Annotated in this window: 19 protein-coding genes; 13 read left to right on the top strand and 6 right to left on the bottom strand. The window is 68.4% G+C overall.

Annotated elements, in window-relative coordinates:
- Positions 1–24 precede the first annotated feature (24 nt).
- The gene (gene xseA / locus AAW51_RS09765) at positions 25–1,440 is read right to left on the bottom strand and encodes an exodeoxyribonuclease VII large subunit (RefSeq protein WP_083438197.1); all 1,416 of its coding nucleotides are present in this window, start codon (positions 1,438–1,440) and stop codon (positions 25–27) included.
- A gap of 351 nt (positions 1,441–1,791) precedes the next feature.
- Between xseA and AAW51_RS09760 the strand changes: the two genes are divergently transcribed.
- From AAW51_RS09760 to adk, 6 genes are all read left to right on the top strand, one after another.
- Positions 1,792–2,418 carry a MotA/TolQ/ExbB proton channel family protein gene (locus AAW51_RS09760; RefSeq protein WP_047194459.1) on the top strand — a complete coding sequence of 209 codons (627 nt, stop codon included), beginning with the start codon at positions 1,792–1,794 and terminating at the stop codon, positions 2,416–2,418.
- Between the two features lie 23 nt (positions 2,419–2,441).
- Positions 2,442–2,870 (top strand): ExbD/TolR family protein, encoded by a 429-nt coding sequence (locus AAW51_RS09755; RefSeq protein ID WP_047197615.1) that lies wholly within the window; start codon positions 2,442–2,444, stop codon positions 2,868–2,870.
- A gap of 14 nt (positions 2,871–2,884) precedes the next feature.
- Positions 2,885–3,910: a tetraacyldisaccharide 4'-kinase gene (gene lpxK, locus AAW51_RS09750; protein ID WP_157359743.1), complete on the top strand. Its 1,026-nt coding sequence runs from the start codon at positions 2,885–2,887 to the stop codon at positions 3,908–3,910.
- A gap of 7 nt (positions 3,911–3,917) precedes the next feature.
- On the top strand, positions 3,918–4,130 hold the full coding sequence (locus tag AAW51_RS09745; RefSeq protein ID WP_047194457.1) for a Trm112 family protein: 213 nt from the start codon (positions 3,918–3,920) through the stop codon (positions 4,128–4,130).
- Complete coding sequence (gene kdsB / locus AAW51_RS09740; RefSeq protein ID WP_047194456.1) at positions 4,127–4,891, top strand: 3-deoxy-manno-octulosonate cytidylyltransferase; 765 nt, start codon at positions 4,127–4,129, stop codon at positions 4,889–4,891. Before AAW51_RS09745 ends, kdsB begins: the two co-directional genes overlap by 4 nt.
- 165 nt (positions 4,892–5,056) lie before the next feature.
- Positions 5,057–5,710, top strand: a complete 654-nt coding sequence (adk, locus tag AAW51_RS09735) for an adenylate kinase (RefSeq protein ID WP_047194455.1) — start codon at positions 5,057–5,059, stop codon at positions 5,708–5,710.
- Positions 5,711–5,803: 93 nt separating this feature from the next.
- Here the strand turns inward: adk and AAW51_RS09730 are convergent, their stop codons facing one another.
- A complete protein-coding gene (locus AAW51_RS09730) occupies positions 5,804–6,271 on the bottom strand; it encodes an acyl-CoA thioesterase (RefSeq protein ID WP_047197614.1) in 468 nt (155 codons plus the stop codon).
- A gap of 271 nt (positions 6,272–6,542) precedes the next feature.
- Here AAW51_RS09730 and AAW51_RS09725 point away from each other — a divergent pair, with 271 nt between their 5' ends.
- From AAW51_RS09725 to AAW51_RS09705, 5 genes are all read left to right on the top strand, one after another.
- A complete protein-coding gene (locus AAW51_RS09725) occupies positions 6,543–7,301 on the top strand; it encodes a 3-hydroxyacyl-CoA dehydrogenase (protein ID WP_047194454.1) in 759 nt (252 codons plus the stop codon).
- A gap of 125 nt (positions 7,302–7,426) precedes the next feature.
- Entirely contained in the window at positions 7,427–9,220 is a 1,794-nt protein-coding gene (gene ggt, locus AAW51_RS09720; RefSeq protein ID WP_047194453.1) for a gamma-glutamyltransferase, read from the top strand.
- 234 nt (positions 9,221–9,454) lie between these two features.
- Entirely contained in the window at positions 9,455–11,350 is a 1,896-nt protein-coding gene (gene dnaG, locus AAW51_RS09715) for a DNA primase (RefSeq protein ID WP_047194452.1), read from the top strand.
- A 340-nt stretch (positions 11,351–11,690) separates the two neighbouring features.
- Positions 11,691–13,967, top strand: coding sequence for an RNA polymerase sigma factor RpoD (gene rpoD / locus AAW51_RS09710; RefSeq protein WP_047194451.1), 2,277 nt, complete (start codon positions 11,691–11,693; stop codon positions 13,965–13,967).
- Between the two features lie 127 nt (positions 13,968–14,094).
- Positions 14,095–15,033, top strand: coding sequence for an adenylate/guanylate cyclase domain-containing protein (locus AAW51_RS09705; protein ID WP_047194450.1), 939 nt, complete (start codon positions 14,095–14,097; stop codon positions 15,031–15,033).
- 6 nt (positions 15,034–15,039) lie between these two features.
- Here the strand turns inward: AAW51_RS09705 and AAW51_RS09700 are convergent, their stop codons facing one another.
- On the bottom strand, positions 15,040–15,732 hold the full coding sequence (locus AAW51_RS09700) for an HAD family hydrolase (protein ID WP_238947810.1): 693 nt from the start codon (positions 15,730–15,732) through the stop codon (positions 15,040–15,042).
- A gap of 150 nt (positions 15,733–15,882) precedes the next feature.
- Here AAW51_RS09700 and AAW51_RS28020 point away from each other — a divergent pair, with 150 nt between their 5' ends.
- The gene (locus AAW51_RS28020; RefSeq protein ID WP_053013458.1) at positions 15,883–19,491 is read left to right on the top strand and encodes a PAS domain S-box protein; all 3,609 of its coding nucleotides are present in this window, start codon (positions 15,883–15,885) and stop codon (positions 19,489–19,491) included.
- A gap of 67 nt (positions 19,492–19,558) precedes the next feature.
- Entirely contained in the window at positions 19,559–20,656 is a 1,098-nt protein-coding gene (gene hemH / locus AAW51_RS09690; protein WP_047194449.1) for a ferrochelatase, read from the top strand.
- Between the two features lie 9 nt (positions 20,657–20,665).
- Here hemH and AAW51_RS09685 read toward each other — a convergent pair whose 3' ends face one another.
- The 3 genes from AAW51_RS09685 to AAW51_RS09675 form a co-directional block, all read right to left on the bottom strand.
- Positions 20,666–22,183, bottom strand: a complete 1,518-nt coding sequence (locus AAW51_RS09685) for a tripartite tricarboxylate transporter permease (protein ID WP_047194448.1) — start codon at positions 22,181–22,183, stop codon at positions 20,666–20,668.
- A gap of 15 nt (positions 22,184–22,198) precedes the next feature.
- On the bottom strand, positions 22,199–22,693 hold the full coding sequence (locus AAW51_RS09680) for a tripartite tricarboxylate transporter TctB family protein (RefSeq protein ID WP_047194447.1): 495 nt from the start codon (positions 22,691–22,693) through the stop codon (positions 22,199–22,201).
- Between the two features lie 89 nt (positions 22,694–22,782).
- Positions 22,783–23,760 carry a Bug family tripartite tricarboxylate transporter substrate binding protein gene (locus AAW51_RS09675; protein WP_047197611.1) on the bottom strand — a complete coding sequence of 326 codons (978 nt, stop codon included), beginning with the start codon at positions 23,758–23,760 and terminating at the stop codon, positions 22,783–22,785.
- Between the last annotated feature and the right edge of the window lie 161 nt (positions 23,761–23,921).

Genomic DNA, 23,921 nt, shown 5'->3' with positions numbered 1-23,921 from the left:
CTTCCCGCGCCGGCTTGACCCCGGTCATGCCGACGGTTCGCTGCGCTGGACCTCGGTGACCAGCGCGCCGTCGTGCAGCACGGCGCGCACGGTGTCACCCGGGTGCACGGCGCCCGTGCTCGTGATCGGCGCGCCTTCGGCGTCGGTCAGCAGGGCATAACCGCGCTGCAGCACCTGGCGCGGATTGGCGCTTTCGAGTCGGGCGGCCAAGGCCTCGAGCCGGGCGGCCTGGGCGTCGAGCCGTACGTGCGTGGACCGCTGCAGCCGCTCGGCCAGGTGCTGCTCGCGCTGGCGTGCCGACGACAGCCGCTGGGTCGACCGCAGCAGCCGCTCACCCAGATGCAGCTCACGCTGGCGTGCCAGCTGCAGCCGCTGGCGAGGTGCGGCGGCCCAGCGCTGCTGCAGCCGGTCGAGTTCGCGGTGCCGTTGCGCCAGCACCTGGGCCGGCCGCGCAAGGCGCATCGTGGTCTGGTCGAGCCGCTGGCCTTCGCGTTCGAGCTTGCGGTCGACACAGCGCTGCAAACAGTTGTACAGGCCTTGCAGCACGGCCAGGCACTCGTCGCGCACCGGCGCCGCCAGCTCGGCGGCCGCCGTCGGCGTGGGGGCCCGCAGGTCGGCCGCGAAGTCAGCGATCGTGACGTCGGTCTCGTGGCCCACACCGCAGACCACCGGCACCGGGCTGTGGGCGATGGCGCGCACCACCGCCTCGTCGTTGAAGGCCCACAGGTCTTCCAGCGATCCGCCGCCGCGGCACACGATCAAGGTGTCCACCTCGCGGCGTTCGCCGGCCAAATGGATGGCCCGTTGCAGTTCGGCCGGCGCCTCCGCCCCCTGCACGCTGGCGGGGTACACGACGACGCGCACCTGGGGTGCGCGCCGCTGCAAGGCGGTCAGCACATCGTGCAGCGCGGCCGCCTTCAGCGAGGTGACGACCCCCACGGCGCGCGGATGCCGCACCAGCGGCCGTTTGCGCTCAGGCTCGAACAGGCCTTCGGCCTCCAGCTTCGCCTTCAGCCGCAAAAACTGTTCGTAGAGCGCGCCCTGCCCGGCCGGCCGCATCGATTCCGCCACCAGTTGCAGGTCACCGCGCGCGTTGTAGAGCGCCAAACGCCCGCGCACCTCGACCAGCATGCCGTCGCGAGGCTGGAAGTCGACCATGGCGGCCGCACGCCGGAACATCGCGCAGCGCACCAGCGCGGGCTCGAGGGCACGGTCGTCCTTCAGCGAAAAATAGCAATGGCCACTGGGTGCCCGGCTGAAGCCGGACAGCTCGCCCTGCACCGTCACGTTGGCGAAGCGGGCCTGAAGGGTGTCGGCCACAGCGTTGAGCAGCGCAGCAACACTCCACACTTGGCGTGCCACCCGCAGCCCGGTAGAAGCGACAGGGCCCCGGGACGGACCCGGGGGCGGCGCAGGGGGGTCGGCGAAAAGATCGTTCATCGGAAAACCAGGCGTGGCGCGGCCTCAGAACTCCACAACCGCGCCAGCACTGGGCTGGCGGGCCGAAATAGGCGTCACAGACCTGTCACATCCATGTAAGTGCTTGATTTTATTGAATTTTCTTCTGCTCATTGATGCAGCAATTTATTCCAGCCCTTGGAAAACCGGGCGTTGCGGGCCGGTGAAGACCATTTGCCCACAAAGTTATCCACAAGAAAAGTGGATGTCTTGTAATTTGTAACAGGGATGGGAGGCAACACGTGCGGCGCACGTCGCATGTTGGTCGCGGAGCGCGCGACGCTTCGCGCCATAATCGCCCCCACCTGTTTTTCACCTCACGAGGGGACGTGATTGTTTTCGATCATACAAGCCGCCGGCTGGCCCATTTGGCCGTTGATTCTGTGTTCCATCGTTGCGCTGGCGCTGATCATCGAACGTTTTTCCAGCCTCAGGACGGTCCGCGTCGCCCCGCCCAAGCTGCTCGATGAAGTCATTGCCGTGACCCGCTCCAACCTGCCGGCGCCCGACGTCGTCAGCAAGCTGGCGGCCAACTCGGTGCTCGGGCGCGTGCTGGCCACCGGGCTGCGGGCCGTCATCACGGAGCCGCGCATCAGCGAAGCCAATCTGCGCAATGCATTCGAAACCGCGGGTCGGGCCGCCGTGCACCAGATGGAGCGCTACCTGAACACGCTGGGCACGATCGCCGCGGCAGCGCCCTTGCTGGGCCTGCTCGGCACCGTGATCGGGATGATCGAAATCTTCGCGTCGCAAGGCGGCGCCTCCGGCTCCGACCCGCAGCAGTTGGCGCACGGCATTTCGGTGGCGCTCTACAACACGGCCTTCGCACTGATGATCGCGATCCCGTCGCTGATGTTCTATCGCTACTTCCGGGGCCGCGTCGACGAGTACGTGCTCGACCTGGAGCAGGCGGCCGAACGTATGGTGCCCCATCTGCTGCGCTTCACGTCGCAGCGCTGAGCCCGAGGGAGCCCTAGATGGCGATGAACTTCCATCACCGGCGTAGCGAGGAACCGGAGATCAACCTGATCCCGTTTATCGACGTGCTGCTGGTGATCCTGATCTTTTTGATGCTGTCGACCACCTACTCCAAGTTCACCGAGCTGAAGGTGAACCTGCCGGTGGCCGACGCCGACGCCTCACGCGACTATCCGCGCGAGATCATCGTCGCGGTGTCGGGCGACGGCCGCTATGCCGTCAACAAGCAGGCGATCGACGGCCGCAGTGTCGACGGCCTGGCCGCGGCGCTGCGACAGGCCGCCGGCGACGGCAAGGAACATGTCGTGATCGTCTCGGCCGATGCCACCGCGGCACACCAGAGCGTCATCAACGTGATGGACGCCGCCCGCCGGGCCGGCCTCAGCCAGCTGACCTTCGCCACCCAGTCGTCCACGGGCGGCGGCGCGCGCTGAAGCGCCTGCGGCCCTTGTCGAAGACCGCGGCGCCGAGCTGGCAAGCCCGTGTCGAGGCGGCCTGGCTGCGGCGCGGTCCGCTCGCGTGGGCGTTGCTGCCGCTCAGCGGCCTCTACGCGACGCTGGCGCTGTCACGCGCCTGGCTGTTTCGCCTCGGGCTGCTGCGCCGCGAGCGCCTGCCGGTGCCGGTGATCGTGGTCGGCAACGTGATCGCCGGGGGCGCCGGCAAGACACCGACCACGATGGCGATCGTCGCGCACTTGCTCGCACGCGGGCGCCGGCCCGCCATCGTGTCGCGCGGCTATGGGCGGCAATCCGACCACCTGGCCCTGGTGACCCCTGCGTCTGACGCGCGCGAGGTCGGCGACGAACCTTTGCTGATGGCCTTGCGCACCGGCGTCCCAGTGGCCGTCGGCGCCGACCGCGTCGCGGCCGGACGTACCGTGCTCGCAGCCCACCCCGAGGTCGACGTGATCGTCTGCGACGACGGCCTGCAGCACCTGCGTTTGTGCCGCGACATCGAAGTGCTGGTGTTCGACGAGCGCGGTGCCGGCAACGGCTGGTGGCTGCCGGCCGGACCGTTGCGCGACAGCGCGCGACGCCGCGCCGACCTGGTGCTCTACAACGCGTCGGCGCCCTCCACGCCGCGGCCCGGATGGCTGGCACAGCGCGCGCTGCGTGGCGCACTGCCGCTGGCGGCATGGGGCAGCGGTGGCGGCACACCGCGGCCTTTGGAGGCGTTCGCCGGCCGGCCCGTGCTGGCGGTGGCCGGCGTGGCCCATCCGGAGCGCTTTTTCCGGATGCTCGAAGCGGCCGGGCTGCGCCTCGAACGCCGTCCCCTGCCCGATCATCACGACTACCAGCAAGGCCTGCCGTGGGACGGCTGGGATGGCGACGTCGTGCTGGTGACGGAGAAGGACGCTGTCAAGCTACGCAGTGCCGGTGACCCGCGCATCTGGGTGGTCGCGCTAGACTTCATGCCCGACCCGGGCTTCTACGCGGCGCTCGACTCTGTCTTGTCGCGCCGCCTCCACGATTGAGGACCTGATGGACACCCGCCTACTAGAACTTCTCGTCTGCCCGCTGTGCAAGGGCCCGCTCGAACACGACCGGCACGCGCACGAACTCATCTGCCGGGCCGACCAGCTCGCCTACCCGGTGCGCGACGGCATTCCGGTCATGCTCGAGTCGGACGCGCGCGACCTCGCAGCGCCGGCCGCGGCGCCCGCCCCTGTCGTTCTCGACGGGGGGGCTGCATGACGTTCACGGTCCTGGTCCCCGCACGTCTCGCCTCCACCCGCCTGCCCAACAAACCGCTCGCCGATCTCGGCGGCTTGCCCATGGTGGTACGCGTGGCCGAACAAGCCCGCAAGAGCCGCGCGGAACGGGTGGTGGTGGCCGCGGACGATCGACGCATCGCCGAGGCCTGCGAAGCGCAAGGCATCGAAGTGGTGATGACCCGCACCGACCACGCCACCGGCAGCGACCGGCTGGCCGAAGCCTGCGAGCAACTGGGCCTGGACGGCGCCGACGTGGTGGTCAACGTGCAGGGGGACGAACCGCTGATCGAGCCCGCCTTGATCGATGCGTGCGCCGATGTGCTGCTCGGGTCGATCGGGTGCGTGATGAGCACCGCGGCCCACCCGATCGAGGACATCGCCGAGTTCACCAGCACCAACGTCGTCAAAGTCGTCTGCGACAACAACCGCCGTGCCTTGTATTTCTCTCGCGCCCCCCTGCCCTGGTGGCGCGACGGCTACCGTGACGGCGTGACCGCATTGAGCACACCGGCACCGCTGCGCCACATCGGCATCTACGGCTACCACGCGGGTTTCTTGCGGCGCTTTCCGACGCTGGAGCAAAGCCCGCTGGAGAACATCGAATCGCTCGAGCAACTGCGGGTGTTGTGGCATGGCGAGCGCATCGCGGTGCACGTCACCAACACGCGCCCCGGTCCCGGGGTCGACACGCCCGAAGACCTGGCTCGCGTGCGCGAGCACTATGCGGCACTGAAAGGCTGAGGCCGGCCGCCTTCCGCTCGCCCCGACGGGCCACGAGCCCAGCCCCAGGGCCGATCCCCAGGGCCCCGGCGAGGTACCCCATGGTATCCTCGCGGCAACAGACGCGGGGCGATACGGCTTGGCCGCCGGGCGACCCTGCCCACCGACAATCTTCCAGAGGAACCCATGCGATTGATTCTGTTGGGCGCGCCAGGCGCAGGTAAAGGCACGCAGGCGGCATACATCTGCCAGAAATTCGGCATCCCGCAAATCTCTACAGGGGATATGCTGCGCGCGGCCGTCAAGGCAGGCACGCCGCTCGGTGTGGCGGCCAAAAAAGTGATGGATTCGGGCGGCCTGGTGAGCGACGACATCATCATCGGCCTGGTCAAGGAGCGCATCGCCCAGCCCGATTGCGCCAAAGGCTTCTTGTTCGACGGTTTCCCGCGCACCATCCCGCAGGCGGACGCGATGAAAGCGGCCGGCGTGAAGCTCGATTACGTGCTCGAGATCGACGTGCCCGACGACGCCATCGTGGAGCGCATGAGCGGTCGCCGGGTCCACCCCGCCTCGGGCCGGACCTACCACGTCAAGTTCAACCCGCCCAAGGTGCCGGGCAAGGACGACGTGACCGGTGAAGACCTGATCCAGCGCGATGACGACCAGGAAGGCACCGTCAAGAAGCGCCTCGAGGTCTACCAGAGCCAGACCCGGCCGCTGGTCGATTACTACTCGCAGTGGGCCGCCACCGGCGACGCCAACGCGCCGAAGTACCGCAAGATCAGCGGCATGGGCCACGTCGACGAGATCACCGCACGCGCCTTCGAGGCGCTGCGCTGACAGCGGCGCGGGCCACCGCATCGCCAAACAAGGCCGCCTCATCGGGCGGCCATTTTTTCGGCACCAGCGGCTGGCCGTCTGACCGCGCCACGGTCACCTCGACACGGGCTGCTGCTGCAAAAAGCGCTCGAGGGCCTCGCGCACGTCGTCGGGGATGGGCACCGCCCGCTGGCCGTCGAGCGCGGCCGTCACGAGCGTCTGCCGGGCGCGCATGCGCTGTTGCTCGCCGCAACGGCAGCCGAGGCTGAGCTCGATCGAACAGGCCGTGATCCTGTCCAGCGTCAGGCCCAGCATCACCTGATCGCCCAGGCGGCTCGGCGCTGCGAACTCGCAGGCCAGGCTCACCGTCGGCAGGCCCAGGCGCCGCGGGCCGAGCAATTCCGCATACGGCTGCCCCAGCCCCTCGGTGAACCAGTCCTCGATCAGGTTCTGCAGCATCACCAGGTACTGGGGGAAAAACACGATGCCCGCCGGATCGCAATGCGAGAACCGGATCTGCACCGGCCGCTCGAAGGCGTGCGGCCCCACCGGCCTGGCCGCCCTACGCCTGCCGTCCCCCATGCGCTCGAACGCCGACATATGTCTCCCTGTTGAAGCCTCTTGCAAACAGCCTGTCTCAACGGCCTGCCCCGGCATTTTGCCGGCAAGCCGGCCCGGACCGGCAGCCCTGGTCATGGTTTTCCCTCGACGCACCGACCGGCACACCGGCCCCCGGCCCGGCATCGTTCACAATTGACGCTTACGTCAACGTCAACGTCAAGGTCAACGTCGACGTTCCGATCGACATCCCGGCAGGGCCGCAAGCCGTGCCGTGACACAGGAGCGAGAGCACATGGACATCCAAGGTAAGGTTTTCATCGTCACCGGAGGCGCGTCCGGGCTGGGAGAGGGCACCGCCCGCATGCTCGCGCGCGAAGGCGGCCAGGTGGTGATTGCCGACCTCCAGGCCGACAAGGGCGAGGCGCTGGCGCAAGAGCTGGGCGGGGCCTTCGTCCGCTGTGACGTGACCCGCGAAGACGATGGCCAGGCCGCTGTCGCCAAGGCCACGGGCCTGGGCAAGCTGGTCGGCCTGGTCAACTGCGCCGGTGTCGCCCCGGCCGCGAAGACGGTGGGCAAGGATGGCGCCCACCCGCTGGCGCTGTATGCCAAGGTGATCAACATCAACCTGATCGGCAGCTTCAACATGATCCGCCTGGCCGCCGAGGCCATGAGCCGCAACCAGCCCGAGGCCACCGGCGAACGGGGCGTGCTGGTCTCGACCGCGTCGGTCGCCGCCTACGACGGCCAGATCGGCCAGGCGGCCTATGCGGCGTCCAAGGGCGGCATCGTCGGCATGACCTTGCCGATCGCGCGCGACCTCGCCCGCAGCGGCATCCGCAACATGACCATCGCCCCTGGCATCTTCGGCACGCCGATGCTGTTCGGGATGCCGCAGGAGGTGCAGGATGCGCTGGCCGCCAGCGTGCCCTTCCCGTCCCGCCTCGGACGACCGGACGACTACGCCAAGCTGGTGCATCAGATCATCACCAACGAGATGCTCAACGGTGAGGTGATCCGCCTCGACGGCGCCATCCGGCTCGCGCCGCGCTGAATCCTGGCAAAACGTAACCCTTCGACACCCTGGCAGACCTTCGGGGCCCCGTATCATCCGGCGACCCCTGTCGCCTGTCGCTCGCTCGGGCGGCACCGTGAACCGCCCGCACGAGGAACCCACCCATGACGCTGCGCCTGTCGCTCGCCCCCCTGGCGGCTGCCGCCCTGCTCGTCGCCGGTTGCGCCACCGGCCCCGGCCCGGCGCCCCGGGCCGACTTCAAGTACACCGCCCCCGAGCAGCCCGAGGCCGCCTCCGGCTACATCGACAAGCCCGGCTGGAGCACCCGCAAGTTTGCCGTCGCCGCTGCCAACCCGCTCGCGACCGACGCGGGCTACCAGATCCTGAAGGCCGGCGGCTCCGCGCTCGATGCCGCGATTGCCGTGCAGATGGTGCTGACGCTGGTCGAGCCGCAATCGAGCGGCCTGGGCGGCGGCGCCTTCCTGCTGCACTGGGACGGTGGTCGACTGGAGGCCTTCGACGGCCGCGAAACCGCCCCGGCCGCCGCGAACGAGCAGCTCTTCGTGGGCGCCGACGGCAAGCCGATGAGCTTTTACGACGCGGTGGTCGGTGGCCGCTCGGTCGGGGTGCCCGGCGTGCTGCGCATGCTCGAGACGGCACACCGGCAGCACGGCAAGCTGCCCTGGGCCACGCTGTTCGAGCCGGCCATCGCGCTGGCCGAAAACGGCTTCAAGGTCAGCCCCCGGCTGAACACTTTGCTCAAGACCGAACAGCACCTGAAGAAAGACGAAGGCGCCGCCCGCTATTTCTACAAGCCCGACGGCGACCCGCGCGACGCCGGCATGGTGGTGCGCAACCCTGCCCTGGCCGAACTGCTGCGCGACATCGCCAAACAAGGCGCCGACGCCTTCTACCGCGGCCCGGTCGCGCGCGACATCGTGGCCAAGGTGCGCAGCCACCCGACCAACCCCGGCAGCCTCAGCGAGGAGGACCTGGCGGGCTACCAGCCCAAGAAGCGCGAGCCGCTGTGCACCGACTGGCAACGGTATCGGTTGTGCGGCTTCCCGCCGCCTTCGTCGGGCCACATCGCGGTGGCCCAGATCCTCGGCGTGATGGCGCACCTGCCGCGGGTGGCGCAGCCGCTCGAGGCCGACGTGCCCAGCGTCGACCTGCTGCACCAATACACCGAGGCAGCCCGACTGGCGTTCGCCGACCGCGCCCTCTATGTGGCCGACCCCGATTTCGTCTCTCCGCCGGCAGGCTCCTGGCACAGCCTGGTCGACCCCACGTATCTGAAAGAGCGCGCCGCGCTGGTGGGCCCGCAGTCGATGAAGACGGCCCAACCGGGCACGCCGCGAGGCGCGACCGTGTCCTGGGCGCCGCAGCCGGACCAGCTCGAGTACGGCACCTCGCACATCTCGATCGTCGATGCCGACGGTCGCGCCATCGCGATGACGACCAGCATCGAGGACCAGTTCGGCTCGCGCCAGATGGTGCGCGGCTTCCTGCTGAACAACCAGCTGTCCGACTTCTCGTTCGCGCCGGCCGATGCCACCGGCAAGCCGGTCGCCAACCGCGTGCAGCCGGGCAAGCGGCCGCGCTCCAGCATGAGCCCCACCCTGGTGTTCGACAAGGCCAGCGGCCAGCTGGTGATGAGCGCCGGCTCGCCTGGCGGGGCGCAGATCATCCACTACACCGCCAAGACGCTGCTGGGCACACTCGACTGGGGTCTGAACGCACAACAGGCCATCGGGTTGCCGAATTTCGGCTCCACCAACGGCCCGACCCTGCTCGAGGAAAAGCGCTTCCCCGCCACCACGCTCGACGGGCTGAAAGCGCGCGGCCACGAGGTGCGCGAGACCAACATGACCAGCGGACTGCAGGCCATCCAGCGGACGCCCAACGGCTGGTTCGGCGGCGCCGATCCGCGTCGTGAAGGTGTGGTGATGGGAGACTGACGCGGGGCGCGCAGACGTCTCCATAGGTGGCCGATGTGAGTAGTCTGACTACGGCTCCTCCGAACTTCCTCAGGGTTCCGAGCCTGTTCCTGCAGGCTCTCTTTCCCCGGTGAGCCCGCCGAGGCACGAGGCCGACAACCCTGTACTTCGACTACTTCCGCAGCGACACCGCGGGCCCGCCGACGAGGCCCGCGGCAACGACCGCGCCCCCGGGCAGTTCGGTAGACTGCGGAAGTGATCCCGCCCAGCTTCAAACAAGACCTGCTCGCCCGTGTCGACATCGTCGAGATCGTCGGCCGCCATGTGCAGCTCAAGAAGGCCGGCATCAACTACAAGGGGCTGTGCCCCTTTCACGGCGAAAAAACCCCCAGCTTCACCGTCAGCCCGACCCGCCAGACCTACCACTGCTTCGGCTGCGGTGTCCATGGCAACGCGATCGACTTCCTGATGGAACAGACTGGGTTGGGATTCGTCGACGCCTTGAAAGATCTCGCGCAGCAATGCGGGCTCGAGGTGCCACAGGACGACACCTCGCCCGAGCAGCGCGCGCAGGCCGCACAAGCGCGCGAGCAGCAGGCCACGCTGACCGAGGTGTTGGCGAAGGCGGGTGAGCATTACCGCAAACAGCTCAAGCAAAGTCCGCGTGCGGTCGACTATTTGAAGCGCCGGGGCCTGACGGGCGAGGTCGCAGCCCGCTTCGGGCTGGGCTATGCGCCGGAGGGCTGGCGCGGGCTCGCGAGCGTCTTTCCGCGCTACGACGATCCGCTGCTGGAAACCTCGGGGCTGGTGATCGCGCAGGGCGAGGGAGACGACGTCAAGCGCTACGACCGGTTCCGAGACCGGGTGATGTTCCCGATCCGCAACGTCAAGGGCGAGACCATCGGTTTCGGCGGCCGGGTGCTCGACCAGGGCGAGCCGAAGTACCTCAACTCCCCCGAGACCCCGGTATTCGTGAAGGGCCGCGAGCTCTACGGGCTCTACGAGGCGCGCACCGCGCTGCGCCAGCTGGGCTATGCGCTGGTGGTCGAAGGGTATATGGACGTCGTCGCGCTGGCCCAGCTCGGGTTCCCCAACGCCGTCGCGACGCTCGGCACCGCCTGCACCGCCGACCACGTCCACAAGCTGTTCCGCTTCACCGACTCGGTGGTATTCAGCTTCGACGGCGACGCCGCCGGGCGCAAGGCCGCCGGCCGGGCGCTGGAAGCGGCCCTGCCCCACGCCACTGACACGCGCAACGTGCGCTTCTTGTTCCTTCCGCCGGAGCACGACCCCGACTCTTACGTGCGCGAATTCGGCGCCGAGGCCTTCCAAGAGCAGGTCGAACAAGCCGTGCCGTTGTCGCGCCAGCTGGTCGAGGCCGCGGCCGAGGGCTGCCGACTCGACACGCTGGAAGGCCGCTCGCAGATGCTCGCGGCGGCCCGGCCCTTGTGGTCGCTACTGCCCGAGGGAGCGCTGAAGCGGCAGCTGGTGGCCGTCCTGGCCGCCCGCGCCGAGATGTCGGCACAAGACGTGCTGGGTTTGTGGCAACAGGGGCAGGAGCGCCCGCGGGCGCGGCACGACGAAGCCACCGGCGACGCCCGGCCCGACGGCGGCACGCGGCCGCGCGAGGAGGGCTGGCGACGTCCGTCGCGCGAGGACCGCCCCGCCCGCCCGCCACGCCACGCGACCAAGCGCCAGCCCAGCACCCACGCCGACCATGCCGCCCGACTCATCCTCGAACACACCGGCTGGTGGGAATCCTTGCCCGCCGACGACCACCGGCTGCTGGCCGAACTGCCCGCGCCGCACGGCCCGCTGTTCTGCTGGATCGAGCAGCAGACCATGGAACACGGCCCGCAGCCGTGGTCGGCCGTGCGCGAAGCCGTACAGGAGCAGGCCTTCGGCGATTTCGCCCGCCGCCTGGTCGACGATGCCATCGCCACCGAGCAGCCGACCGAGGAATTGCTGCGCGTCGAACTGCGCATCGCACTCGACGAATTGCATTTGGCGGCCGACAAACTCGAGGCCGACCGCCTGGCCCAAGACCCGACCGCACGCGACGCCTATGCCGAGGTATTCCACCGCGTCATCAGCCGCCGCCAGGCCATCGAAGCCCTGCGAAAATCGCTCAGCAGCGCCGCGCCTCGCTGAGCCGCGGGTTGCTCCCATTTGACGAAACGAAATGTCTCGTCGATAATGGAAGGTTTGTTAGACGCGCGGCAAGAGTGACAGCAGCACCTCCGGGCCCCGGCCACCCTCGACAAGGGCGACAACAGGCCACCCATTACCCGCAAGGGCTGCCCTCGACATACGTTCACGCCAGCTTGCCCCATAGGAGCCGACGCTTGAGCCCCGACCAGATGTCCCCATCTAATCGGTCCGAGTGCCATCGGCCCATTCTGCCTGCCCGACACACAGGGGCCCGGCCCGGTTCGAGCCGCGTCTCGTGCCGCCTGGCCCGCCTGAGCCCCTGACCCATCCGAGGAAGTCCATGACCGCGAAGAAAAGCGCCCCCGCGAAAACCGCTAAGACCGGCGATGCCACCGCAGCCGAAGAAAAGAAGAAGGTGAGCAAAGCGGCCGTGAAAGACGACACCGCCAAGGCGACGGCCAAGCCCGCCCGCGCGGCCAAGGCGGCGCCGGCGGCAGAGGTCGGTGACGACGGCGGCAAGGCCAAGGCCAAACGCGGGCGCAAGCCGAAGGCCGAGACGACCACGGCCACCGCCGCGAAGAAAGAAGGCTTCGACGCCGAAGAGGATTTCTCGGACGTCGAATCCGACCTCGAAGGTGACGCCGAGGTCGAGGTCGAGGCCGAGGACACGTCCGTCGGCGAAGACAAGCCCAAGGCCAAGCCGCTGCGCATGAAGGTCTCGCGCGCCAAGGAACGCGCGCTGATGCGGGAATTCGGCCTCGACGAAACGATGCTGACCGAAGAAGAGGTCAACAAGCGTCGTTCCGAGCTGAAGACCCTGATCAAGATGGGCAAGACCCGCGGCTTCCTGACGCACGCGGAAATCAACGACCACATGCCCGAGAAGCTGGTCGAGACCGAGATCATGGATGCCATCGTGTCCATGCTCAACGACATGGGCATCGCGGTCTACGAGCAGGCACCCGACGCCGCCACGCTGCTGATCGCCGGTGGCGCGACCAACACCGCCACCGAGGAAGAAGCCGAGGAAGAAGCCGAAGCCGCGCTGTCGACGGTCGACTCCGAGTTCGGCCGCACCACCGACCCCGTGCGCATGTACATGCGCGAAATGGGCACGGTCGAGCTGCTGACGCGCGAAGGTGAGATCGAGATCGCCAAGCGCATCGAAGGCGGCCTGCAGGCGATGATGCTGGCCATCTCGGCGTCGCCGACGACGATCGCCGAGATCCTGCTGCTGGCCGACAAGATCCGCGCCGGCGAAATGCAGATCTCCGAGGTGGTCGACGGTTTCGTCTCGGAAGACGAGGCCGACGACTACGTGGCCGAGGAAGACGTCGACTTCTTCGACGAAGAAGACGACGACGACGGCAACGGCGGCTCCAAGGCGCTGACCAAGAAGCTCGAAGAGCTGAAGAACGCGGCACTCGAGAAGTTCGACCAGCTGTCGGCGCACTTCGACAAGATGCGCAAGGCCTACGAGAAGGAAGGCTACAAGTCGCCGGCCTACAACAAGGCCCAGATGGCGGTCAGCGCCGAGATCATGAGCATCCGCTTCACGGTCAAGATCATCGAGAAGCTGTGCGGCATCCTGCGCTCGCAAGTGGACGACATCCGTCGCTATGAGCGTGAACTGCGCAAGATCGTGGTCGACAAGTGCGGCATGCCGCAGGAACACTTCATCAAGACCTTCCCGTCCAACGCGCTGAACCTGAAGTGGGCCGAGAAGGAAGTCGCGTCCGGCAAGCCCTACAGCGCCGTGATGAGCCGCAACCTGCCCGCGATCCAGGAACTGCAGCAAAAGCTGATCGATCTGCAGGCGCGCGCGGTGGTGCCCATCGAGGACCTGAAGGAAATCAACAAGAAGATGAACGAGGGCGAGAAGGCCTCTCGTGACGCGAAGAAAGAGATGATCGAGGCCAATTTGCGCCTGGTGATCTCGATCGCGAAGAAGTACACCAACCGCGGCCTGCAGTTCCTCGACTTGATCCAGGAAGGCAACATCGGCCTGATGAAGGCGGTCGACAAGTTCGAATACCGCCGCGGCTACAAGTTCTCGACCTACGCGACCTGGTGGATCCGGCAGGCCATCACGCGTTCGATCGCCGATCAGGCCCGCACCATCCGCATCCCGGTGCACATGATCGAGACGATCAACAAGATGAACCGCATCTCGCGCCAGCACCTGCAGGAGTTCGGCTACGAGCCGGACGCGCCGACGCTGGCCGAGAAGATGGAGATGCCCGAGGACAAGATCCGCAAGATCATGAAGATCGCCAAGGAGCCGATCTCGATGGAAACGCCGATCGGCGACGACGACGATTCCCATCTGGGCGACTTCATCGAGGACACCAACAACACGGCGCCGGTGGAAGCCGCGATGCAGGCCGGCCTGCGCGACGTGGTGAAGGAGATCCTCGACAGCCTGACGCCGCGCGAGGCCAAGGTGCTGCGGATGCGTTTCGGCATCGAAATGTCGACCGACCACACGCTGGAAGAAGTGGGCAAGCAGTTCGACGTGACGCGCGAGCGCATCCGCCAGATCGAGGCGAAGGCGATCCGCAAGCTCAAGCACCCGAGCCGCTCGGACAAGCTGCGCACCTACCTCGACAACCTCTGATCGACACGTTGTAACAACTTCGCCTTGCGCGCAACGGCCCGTGCTTTAAAGAGCGCGGGCCGTTTTTGATTGACCCCCTGGCGGGCTACACTGCTCGCGTCCTGGCTTGCCACCCCGGCCCCGTACGATGACCCCTTCTAGCGACCGCACCGTCCTGTTTGCCGATTTACGTGGCAGCACGGCGCTCTACGGTTCGCTCGGCAATGCACAGGCGGCGACGATCGTCACGCAGACCATCGGCCTGTTGTGCAACGTCGTGACCCGGCTCGGTGGCCATGTCGTGAAGACACTGGGCGACGGGCTGATGGCCGTGTTCGAGGGGCCTCAGGCGGGGGTGGACGCTGCGTGCGGCATGCAGGAGTCGATCGACCGTATCCTCGCCGAGGCCGACACCGGCACCCCCGCCCTCAAGCTCTACGTCGGGCTCGCCCATGGCGAGATCGTCGAGGTCGCCGGTGACTGTTTCGGGGATGCGGTCAATGTCGCCGCCCGGCTGCTCGACCACGCCGGCGACAACGAAGTGCTGATCACCGGCGCCGTGTACGACGGGCTGGACGAGGCCAACCAGGCCCGTTTTCGCAGTCTCGAGCGGCTGCATTTGCGCGGCCGCAGCGAGCCCTGCCATGTGTTCCGGCTCGAGGCGCGCCACCAGGGCACCGGCGTTTCGACGTTTTTCGCCGATTTCACCGACACCTCCTACGCCGATTGCATCCGCCTCGCACTGGCGGGCGACGCCCCGCAGCAGCTGTTCTCCAGCCAGCAGACGCCCGTCATCCTCGGCCGCAGCCCGGAGTCGACCTTCTGCATCGACGACGCGCGGGTCTCCCGGCTGCATGCCCGCATCGAGTGGCATGGCGGCAACTTCCACCTGTCCGACCAGAGCAGCAACGGCAGCTACGTGCAGTTCAACGGCCGTGGCGAGGTGATCGTGCTGCGCCGCGGCGTCTGCATGCTGCACGGCAGCGGCGTCATCGGCCTGGGCGCCTCCCCGGTCGACCCCAAGGCGGCCTGCGTGCACTTCGAGGTGATTTCCTACTCCAGCCAGTCGCCTGCGCCGATGGCGTGACGGGCCCTAAGCGCCCAGCCGCTCGGCCAACTGCAGCAAATCGGTGACAACGTGGTGCGTGCCGGCCGGCGCGGCCTCCGGCGCCGGATGCACCTCCGGTCGCACCACCCACGCCGCCTGCAACCCCGCGCCCAGCGCCCCCTGCACGTCCAGCGCCAGATCGTCGCCGATGTGCAGCACCCGGTCCGCGGCGGCGCCGGCTCGCCGGCAGGCCTCGTGGAAGATGCGCGGGTCCGGCTTGCCGACGCCGAAACTGCGCGCGGTCACGCTGTCGGCGAACCAGCGCGCCAGGCCGACCACCCCCAGGTCGGCGTTGCCGTTGCTCAGCGCGACCAGCGGGAAGCGCGCGGCCAGGCGGTCGAGCGCCGGCTCGACGTCGGCGAACACGTCGACCTTCTGACGTTCGGCATAAAACACCTCGAAAGCCGGGACGGCCAGCGCCGGGTCGTCGCCAGCGTCGTGCAAGGCGAGGCGCAGACTCTCGAGCCGCAACTGCGTCAGGTCGTGCGACCACTCGGGGTGCTCGTGCGCCACGCGCTCGCGCAAGCCGCGCAGCCCGGCGACGTCGAAGCGCCGGGCGGTGGCGGGCGCTGCCCGTGACAGCCACGCATGCAGCACGGTTTCGGCGCGTGCAATCGCCGGCCAGATCGGCCACAAGGTGTCGTCGAGGTCGAGGGTGAGGGCAAGAACGGGCGCCACGTCGGGGTCCAGCGGGACGAAAGGCGCTACGGTACCCGAGTTTTGAGTCGATTTCTGCGCGAATCCGGCCACAACGCGCGGGTCGCGACCGCAGGGGAAGCTCTGCCATGTCCTATAGTCCGGCGGCCCCCTTCCGTCCCTCCTGTTTGCATGACCGCCCCCGTTCTCCCCGCCGACGAAGCACAGCGCCTGCAAACGCTGCGCGAACTGCGCATCCTCGACACCGCTGCCGAGGCCTGCTTCGACGCGGCGGTCCGGCTGGCGGCCACCCTGGTCGACGCACCGATCGCCATGCTCACGGTGCTCGACGCCGACCGCCAGTGGTTCAAGGCGGTGCAGGGTGTGCCGATTTGCGAAATGCCGCGCGAGCACGCGTTCTGCAACTACACCATCCTCAGCGAAGACGTGCTGGCGATCGAAGACCTGCCGCGGGACCCACGCTTCGCCGACAACCCCTTCGTCACCGGCGTGCCTCGCGTGCGCGCCTACCTCGGCGTGCCGGTCAGCGTCGAAGGCCGCCGCATCGGCTCGGTGTGCGTGCTGGACACCCACCCTCGCCCGTTCGATGCCGCCATGCAGGCCGGCCTGCGCGATGTCGGCCGGCTGGTCAGCGAAATGCTCGAAGCGCGCCTCAAGGAGCAGCGCTGGCGTTTGCAGGAAGCGCGCGTGCGCACCGCCAGCCGCGCCGGCAGCGACTGGCTGTGGGAAACCGACGCCGAGGGTGTCCTCACCTGGGCGTCCGCGACGCTCGAGGACCACACCGGCCTCAAGGCGCATCAGGAGGTCGGCTTCCGGGCGCGCGACATCCTGGTGCGGCGCGCCGACCTCGAACACGAGACGTCCTACCAGGCCTACCTGGCCGCGCGCGAGCGTCATGAGCCCTTCAGCAACCTGATCGCCGACCGCGACACGCCGCGCGGCCGGCTGACCGTGTCGATCAGCGGCCTGCCGGTGTTCGACTCTGCCGGCGTCTTCCGCGGCTACCGCGGCGCGACCCGGGTGATCACCGAAGAAGTCGTGGCTCAGAAGCAGGCCCGCGAGGCGCAGCAGCTGCGCGAGGCACAGTTGCGCGAGTCCGAAGCCCGCACCGCGGCGGTGCTGCAGGCCCTGCCCGACCTCTGGTTCGTGCTGGACGCCGACGGCCGGTACCTGGAAAGCGGCAGCGGCGCGCACCAGGTGCAGCCGTTCCCGTTCGACGATGCCCGCGGCCGCCGCCTCGACGAAGTGCTGCCCCCGCGGGTGGCGCGATTGCACCGCGCCGCGCTGACACGCGCGTTGAAACAACGCTCGGTGCAACGGGTGGAATACGAGCTGACCCCGGAGGACGACACGCTGCGGACCTTCGAGGGCCGCTTCATGCCGATGTCGGACACCCAGGTGCTGCTGCTGGTGCGCGACCTGACCGAGTTGCGCACGATGGAGCGCGACCTGCAGATCATGCAACGCGCTATCGACGCCGAGGCCGCACTGCCGATGAGCGTCGTCGACGCGCTCGCACCGGGCCAGCCGCTGATCTACGTCAACGCCGCCTTCGAGCGGCTGACGGGCTACAGCCGCGACGAGATCCTGGGCCGCAACTGTCGCGTGCTGCAGGGCAGCGACACCGATCAGCCGGGGCTCGAGACCTTGCGCACGGCGCTGCGCAAGGGCCATTCCTGCACCGTGGTGCTGAACAACTACCGCAAGGACGGCTCGCGGTTCATCAACGAGCTGCACGTGGCGCCGGTACAGGACCCGCACGGCCGGGTCACACATTTCATCGGCGTGCAGACCGACATCACGCAGCGCAGCACCGCAGCCGACCGGTTGCGCCTGAGCGAAGAGCTGTACCGTTCGGTGGCGCTGTCGATCAGCGACGGCCTGATGGTGGTGACCAGCGCCAGCTATGTGGTCGCCGTCAACCCGGCCGCCTGCCGCATCCTCGACGCGTCGATGGACGAACTGGTGATGGCGCCCGGCCTGGACCTGCTGACCGAATCGCTGCAACCGCTGCCGCCCGGGCAGCACCCGGTGGCGATGACGCTGCAGTCGGGCGAGCCGGTGGCCGAGCGCGTGTTCGGCCTGCGCCGGCGCGACGGCCAGCTGCGCTGGCTCGGGGTCAGCGCCCAGCCGCTGCGCATGGCGCCGGAAGACAAGCCCCTGTCGGCCGTCGTGACCTTCCGCGACATCACCCAGCAGCGCCAGGCCGAGCAGGCCTTGTCGCTCAGCGAGCAGCGCTGGAAGTTCGCGCTGGAAGGCAGCGGCGACGGCGTGTGGGACTGGGACGTGGTGGCCGACCGCGTCTATTTCTCGCGCCGCTGGAAGGAAATCCTCGGCTACGCCGAACACGAGCTGAGCGACGCGCCGCACGAGTGGTCGGGCCGGCTGCACCCCGACGACCTGCCCCACGTGCTCGAGAAGCTCGAGCTGCACCTGAAGGACCACACCACCGTCTACCAGTCCGAGCACCGCATCCGCCACCGCGACGGCCGTTACCTGTGGGTGTTCGAGCGCGGCAAGGTGGTGCTGCGCAACGAGCAGGGCCGCGCGCTGCGCATCGTCGGCACCTATTCCGACATCACGCGCCTGAAAGCCGCCGAGAAGGCGCTGCGCGACAAGCAGGCGGTCGAGCTGGCCAGCCGCGCCAAGACCGAGTTCCTGTCGCGCATGAGCCATGAGATGCGCACGCCGCTCAACGCCATGATCGGCTTCTCGCAGCTGCTCAAGTTCGGCGCCACCGATGCCCCGCCCTCGCAGGTGCGCCATTACGCCGACCACATGCTGCAGGCGGGCCAGCACCTGCTGGCACTGATCAACGACGTGCTGGACCTGCAGCGCGTCGAGGCCGGTCAGCTGTCGATCGCGATCGCGCCGGTGTCGCTGCGCAAGACGCTGGAACAGACGCTCGAGCTGCTCGAGCCGGCCGCGATGGCGGCCGCGGTGAGCTTCGACAACCGTGTGCAGGAAGACGTGATGGTGCTCGCCGATGGCCAGCGTTTGCGCCAGGTGCTGATCAACATCGTCTCCAACGCCGTCAAGTACAACCGGCCCGACGGCTCGGTGCGCGTGGGCCTGGGCGACCGCCAGGGCGACGCCATCGACATCCTGGTCGAGGACACCGGCGAAGGCTTGCGGCCCGACCAGCTGGCCCGCTTGTTCCAGCCCTTCGAACGCCTGGGCCGCGAGACGTCGCCGATCGAGGGCACCGGCCTGGGCCTGATCATCGCCAAGCGGTTGATCGAGGAGATGGGCGGTAGTATCGAGGTCAGCAGCGAGCCGGGCGTCGGCACCTGTGTCACCCTGATGCTGCCGCTGGCCGAGCATGCCGCGGCCGTCTCGCCCCTCGAATTGGACGCGCCCGCCGAGCACTCCCCGAACCCGGACCAGGAGACCGATCACGTGCGCATGCTCTACGTCGAGGACAACCCGATCAACGCCTTGCTGTTCGAAGAGGCGATGAAGCTGACCGGCTACGTCGACCTGATGATCGCCGAGGACGGGCCGCAGGCCTTCGAGATGGTGCGTGACTTCCGCCCCGACGTGCTGGTGCTCGATGCGCACCTGCCCGGCATGAGCGGCTTCGATGTCTTCAAGTGTTTGCGTGAACAGCATGGGCTGACCGACGTGCCGGCCTTCATGTGCTCGGCCGATGCGATGCCCGAAGACATCCAGCGTGCGATGGACGCCGGCTTCCGCGGCTACTGGACCAAGCCGATCGAGGTCGCCAAGGTGATCGCCGAGGTCGAGCAGCTGTCCCCGCACCGGGTGCGGGGCGGCTGACGCGCGGCCGGGCGGCTGTGGCGGGGCTCGGGAATAATCGGCGCCCTACCCTCCTGGTGTCCTGCCCATGCGCTTTCGCCCCGAACCCCCTCACGCCCACGGCCAGCCTGACGCCACCGGCGTGTTGCTGTGCAACCTGGGCACGCCCGACGCGCCCACGGCACCCGCGCTGCGGCGTTACCTGGGCGAGTTCCTGAGCGATCCGCGCGTGGTCGAGATTCCGCGTGCGGTGTGGAAGCCGATCCTCCACGGCATCGTGTTGCGCACCCGGCCCGCCAAGTCCGCGGCCAAGTACGCCAGCATCTGGACACCCGAAGGCTCACCCTTGCGGGTGTGGACCGACAAGCAGGCCAAGCTGCTGCAGGGCTATTTGGGCGAGCGCGGCCACAGCGCGGTCAAGGTCGACTACGCGATGCGCTACGGCCAGCCCTCCATCGCCAGCCGGCTCGACGCCTTCAAGGCCGCCGGCGTGACCCGCGTGCTGGTGCTACCGGCCTATCCCCAGTACTCGGGCACCACCACTGCCAGCGTGGTGGATGCGGTGTCCGCCTGGGGCCGCAACATCCGCTTCCTGCCCGAGCTGCGTTTCGTCAACCAGTACCACGACCACCCGCTCTACATCGAAGCGCTGGCCAAGCGCGTGGCCAGCCACTGGACCGAGCACGGCCAGGCCGAGCAGCTGGTGATGAGCTTCCACGGTGTGCCGCGGCGCACGCTGACGCTGGGCGACCCCTACCACTGCCAGTGCCACAAGACGGCGCGGCTGCTGGCGGCCCGCCTGCGGCTCTCGGAAGCGCAGTACAAGGTGACCTTCCAGAGCCGCTTCGGCCGCGCCGAATGGCTGCAGCCCTACACCGAGCCGACGCTGCACGAATTGGGCAAGGCCGGCGTCAAGCGGGTCGACGTGATGTGCCCCGGCTTCGTCAGCGACTGCATCGAAACCCTGGAAGAGATCGCGATGGAAGGACGCCAGGCCTTCCTGACCGCCGGCGGGCAGGAGTTCCGCTACATCCCTTGCTTGAACGACCAGCATGAATGGATGCTGGCGCTGACCGGCATCGCGCAGCAACACCTGGCCGGCTGGCCCACCCGGGCCGAAGCGGGCGAGGCGTCCGAATTGGCCGAGCAGCGCGAGCGGGCGCGGCGTCTCGGCGCGGCGGCCTGACCCGCCGCATCAAGGCGCCACCGGCGCCGGCGCCAAGGCAGCGCGCCGCGCGGCCCAGCGCCTGACCAGGCGCGGCAACACCAGCACCAGCACGCACACCGCCAGCAGCGTGGCCGACAGCGGCCGCTCGATGAACACGCTCCAGCGGCCCTCGCCGATCGACATCGCGTTGCGCAACTGCGCCTCGGCCATCGGCCCGAGGATCATGCCGACGATCACCGGCGCGGCCGGGAAGTCGTAGCGCCGCATCACCACGCCCAGCAGCCCGACGCCGTACAGCAGCACCAGGTCGAAGGCCGACTGCCGCATGCCGTAGACCCCCACCGTCGCGAAGATCAGGATGCCCGCATACAAGGCCGGCTTGGGGATCTTGAGCAGCTTGACCCACAGCCCCACCAACGGCAGGTTGAGCACCAGCAGCATCACGTTGCCGATGTACAGCGACGCAATCAACGACCACACCAGCGTCGCCGAGGTCTGGAACAGCGTCGGCCCCGGCTGGATGCCGTAGTTCTGGAACGCCGACAGCATGATGGCGGCGGTGGTCGAGGTCGGGATGCCGAGCGTCAGCAGCGGCACCATGGTGGCGGTCACCGACGCGTTGTTGGCCGCCTCCGGGCCGGCCACCCCTTCGATCGCGCCCACCGTGCCGAATTCGTCCTTGTGCTTGGACAGCTTCTTTTCCAGCCCGTACGAGATGAAGGTGGGAATTTCGGTGCCGCCGGCCGGCACCGCCCCGAACGGAAAGCCCAGCAGCGTGCCGCGCAGCCACGCGGGCACCGAACGCCGCCAGTCGCTCGCGTTCATCCGCACCCGCGACATGACGTTGCGCGTTTCCCGGTCGCGACCCTGGTACAGCGCCAGGTAGAGCGTTTCGCCCACCGCGAACAAGCCCACCGCGACCAGCACCACCTCGATGCCGTCGACCAGCTCGGGCACCCCCAGCGTGTAGCGCGCCTGGCCCGAGATCTGGTCGATGCCGATCAGGCCGATGGCCAGGCCGAGCGACAAGCTGGTGAGCCCGCGCAAGGTGCTTTTGCCGAGCACTGCCGAGACGGTGGTGAACGACAGCACCATCAACGCGAAGTATTCCGGCGGGCCGAACTGCAAGGCGTAGTCGGCGATGCCAGGCGCGAACAATGTCACCAGCACGGTGCCGATCGAGCCGGCCACGAACGAGCCGATCGCCGCCGTGGCGAGCGCCACGCCGGCACGCCCACTCTTGGCCATTAGGTTGCCTTCGAGCGCGGTGACCATGGTCCCGGTCTCGCCCGGCGTGTTGAGCAGGATCGAAGTGGTCGAGCCGCCGTACATCGCACCGTAGTAGATGCCGGCGAACATGATCATCGAAGCCGTCGGCTCGAGCTGCGTGGTCAGCGGCAGCAGCATGGCCACCGCGAGCGCCGGGCCGATGCCCGGCAACACGCCCACTGCAGTGCCGACGAAACAGCCGATGAAGGCCCACATCAGATTGACCGGGGTGGCCGCGGTGGCGAAGCCACCCAAGAGGTTTTGCCAGAGTTCCATGGTTTTGCCGCTCGCTCAGATCCAGCCGCTGGTCGTCAGGCCCGGCAAGGCCAGGCCCAGGCCCTTGGTGAACAGCCAGTAGGTCGGCAGCGAGATCGCCGCGCCCACCGCCGCGTCGCGCAGTAGCTGCCCGGCCCCGGTGGCCTGCCCCATCGCCTGGCGCAACCCGCGCGAGGCCAGCACGAACAGCAGTGCGCACGAGACGACAAAACCGGCACGCGAAATCAGTGCGGCATTGAGCAGCAGGCCGCCGGACAGCCAGGCCAGGCTGCGCCAGTCGGGCCGCGCGGTCTCGTCGTGGTTTTCGATCTGCCGAAAGCCGCCGCTGGCCGCCTCGTAGACCAGCCACAAGCCGCACAGCACCAGGGCCGCAGCCACCACGCGGGGCATGAACGCCGCCCCGACGCCGGCGTAGCCCGCCTCGTCGTTCAGCGCGAAGCTGCCGACGGCGATCAGGCCGCCGAGCCCGATCGCGCCCAGGCCGACCAGCTGTTGAGAGAGGTGCTTCATCGAAGAATGTCCCGTTCGCGCCGGCGGCCGCGCCTTGGGCGCAGCGGGCGGCTCACAGGCCCCACATGCCGGGGCCCGAACGGCATGGGTCAGACCATGCCGAGCTTGACCATCAAGGCGCGCAGCCGCGCATGCTCTTCGTCGACGAAGCGCGCGAACTCGTCGCCGGTCAGCAGCGCCGGCGTCCATTTGTTGGCGCCCACCGCGTCGGACCAGGCCTTGGTCTTGGTCGCGCGGGTGACCGCGTCGACCAGTTTCTGACGCTGCTGCGGCGTGATGCCGGAGGCGCCATAGACGCCCCGCCAGTTGCCGATGCTGACGTTCAGGCCCTGCTCGAGCAGCGTGGGCACGTTGCTGCCCAGCAGACGGTGCGGCGCGGTCACGGCCAGCGCGCGCATCTTGCCGGCCTTGATGAACTCCTCCAGCTCGGCATAGCCGCTGGTGCCCACGCTCACGTGACCGCCCAGGATGGCGGCGGTCGCTTCGCCGCCGCCCTTGAACGGCACGTAGTTGATCTTCGCGACGTCCACACCGGCCTCACGCGCGATCATGCCGACGCTCACATGGTCGACCGAGCCCTTGGACCCGCCACCCCATTTCACACTCGCCGGGTCTTTCTTCAGCTGGTCGACCACGTCCTTCATCGTCTTGAACGGCGAGTTGGCCGGCACCACGAACACGTTGTACTCGGCCAGCAGGCGCGCCACCGGTGTGGCGTTCTCGAGCGTGATCGGCGGCTTGTTCTGCACGATGGCGCCGACCATCACCGCGCCGGCCACGATCATCGCGTTGGGGTCGCCCTTGGTGGCGTTGACGAACTGCGCGAGGCCGATGGTGCCGCCGGCCCCGCCCTTGTTCTCATAGGTCACCGAGCTGGCGGCCTTGGCCTCCTGCAGGGCCTTGCCCAAGCCCCGGCCGGTCTGGTCGTAGCCACCGCCCGGGTTGGCGCCGATCATGATCTTGAAGCTGTCCTGCGCCTGGGCGGCGGTCGAGGTCAGCGCGGCGGACGAGCCGAACACGGCACTGACGGCGCACAGCGCGAGGCGCTGCAGGAAGGTTCGACGCATGATGGGGATCTCCTCTTGATAGCTCTGGTTGGCGAGCAGGTATCGTGCGCGCGCCCCCACCACGAGACGATCAGGGCAAGCCCGGGGATCTGCGCCGCGTCTGTCAGGCGCCTGTCGAATGGGCCCGCCTGGCTGTCAAACAGCTGTCGGTCGCCCCCTCG

Origin of the sequence: Caldimonas brevitalea (assembly GCF_001017435.1) — a bacterium.
Taxonomy (GTDB): Bacteria; Pseudomonadota; Gammaproteobacteria; order Burkholderiales; family Burkholderiaceae_C; genus Caldimonas; species Caldimonas brevitalea.
The sequence above is the reverse complement of the archived record's forward strand: the minus strand, read 5'-3'. Positions and strand labels throughout refer to the sequence as shown.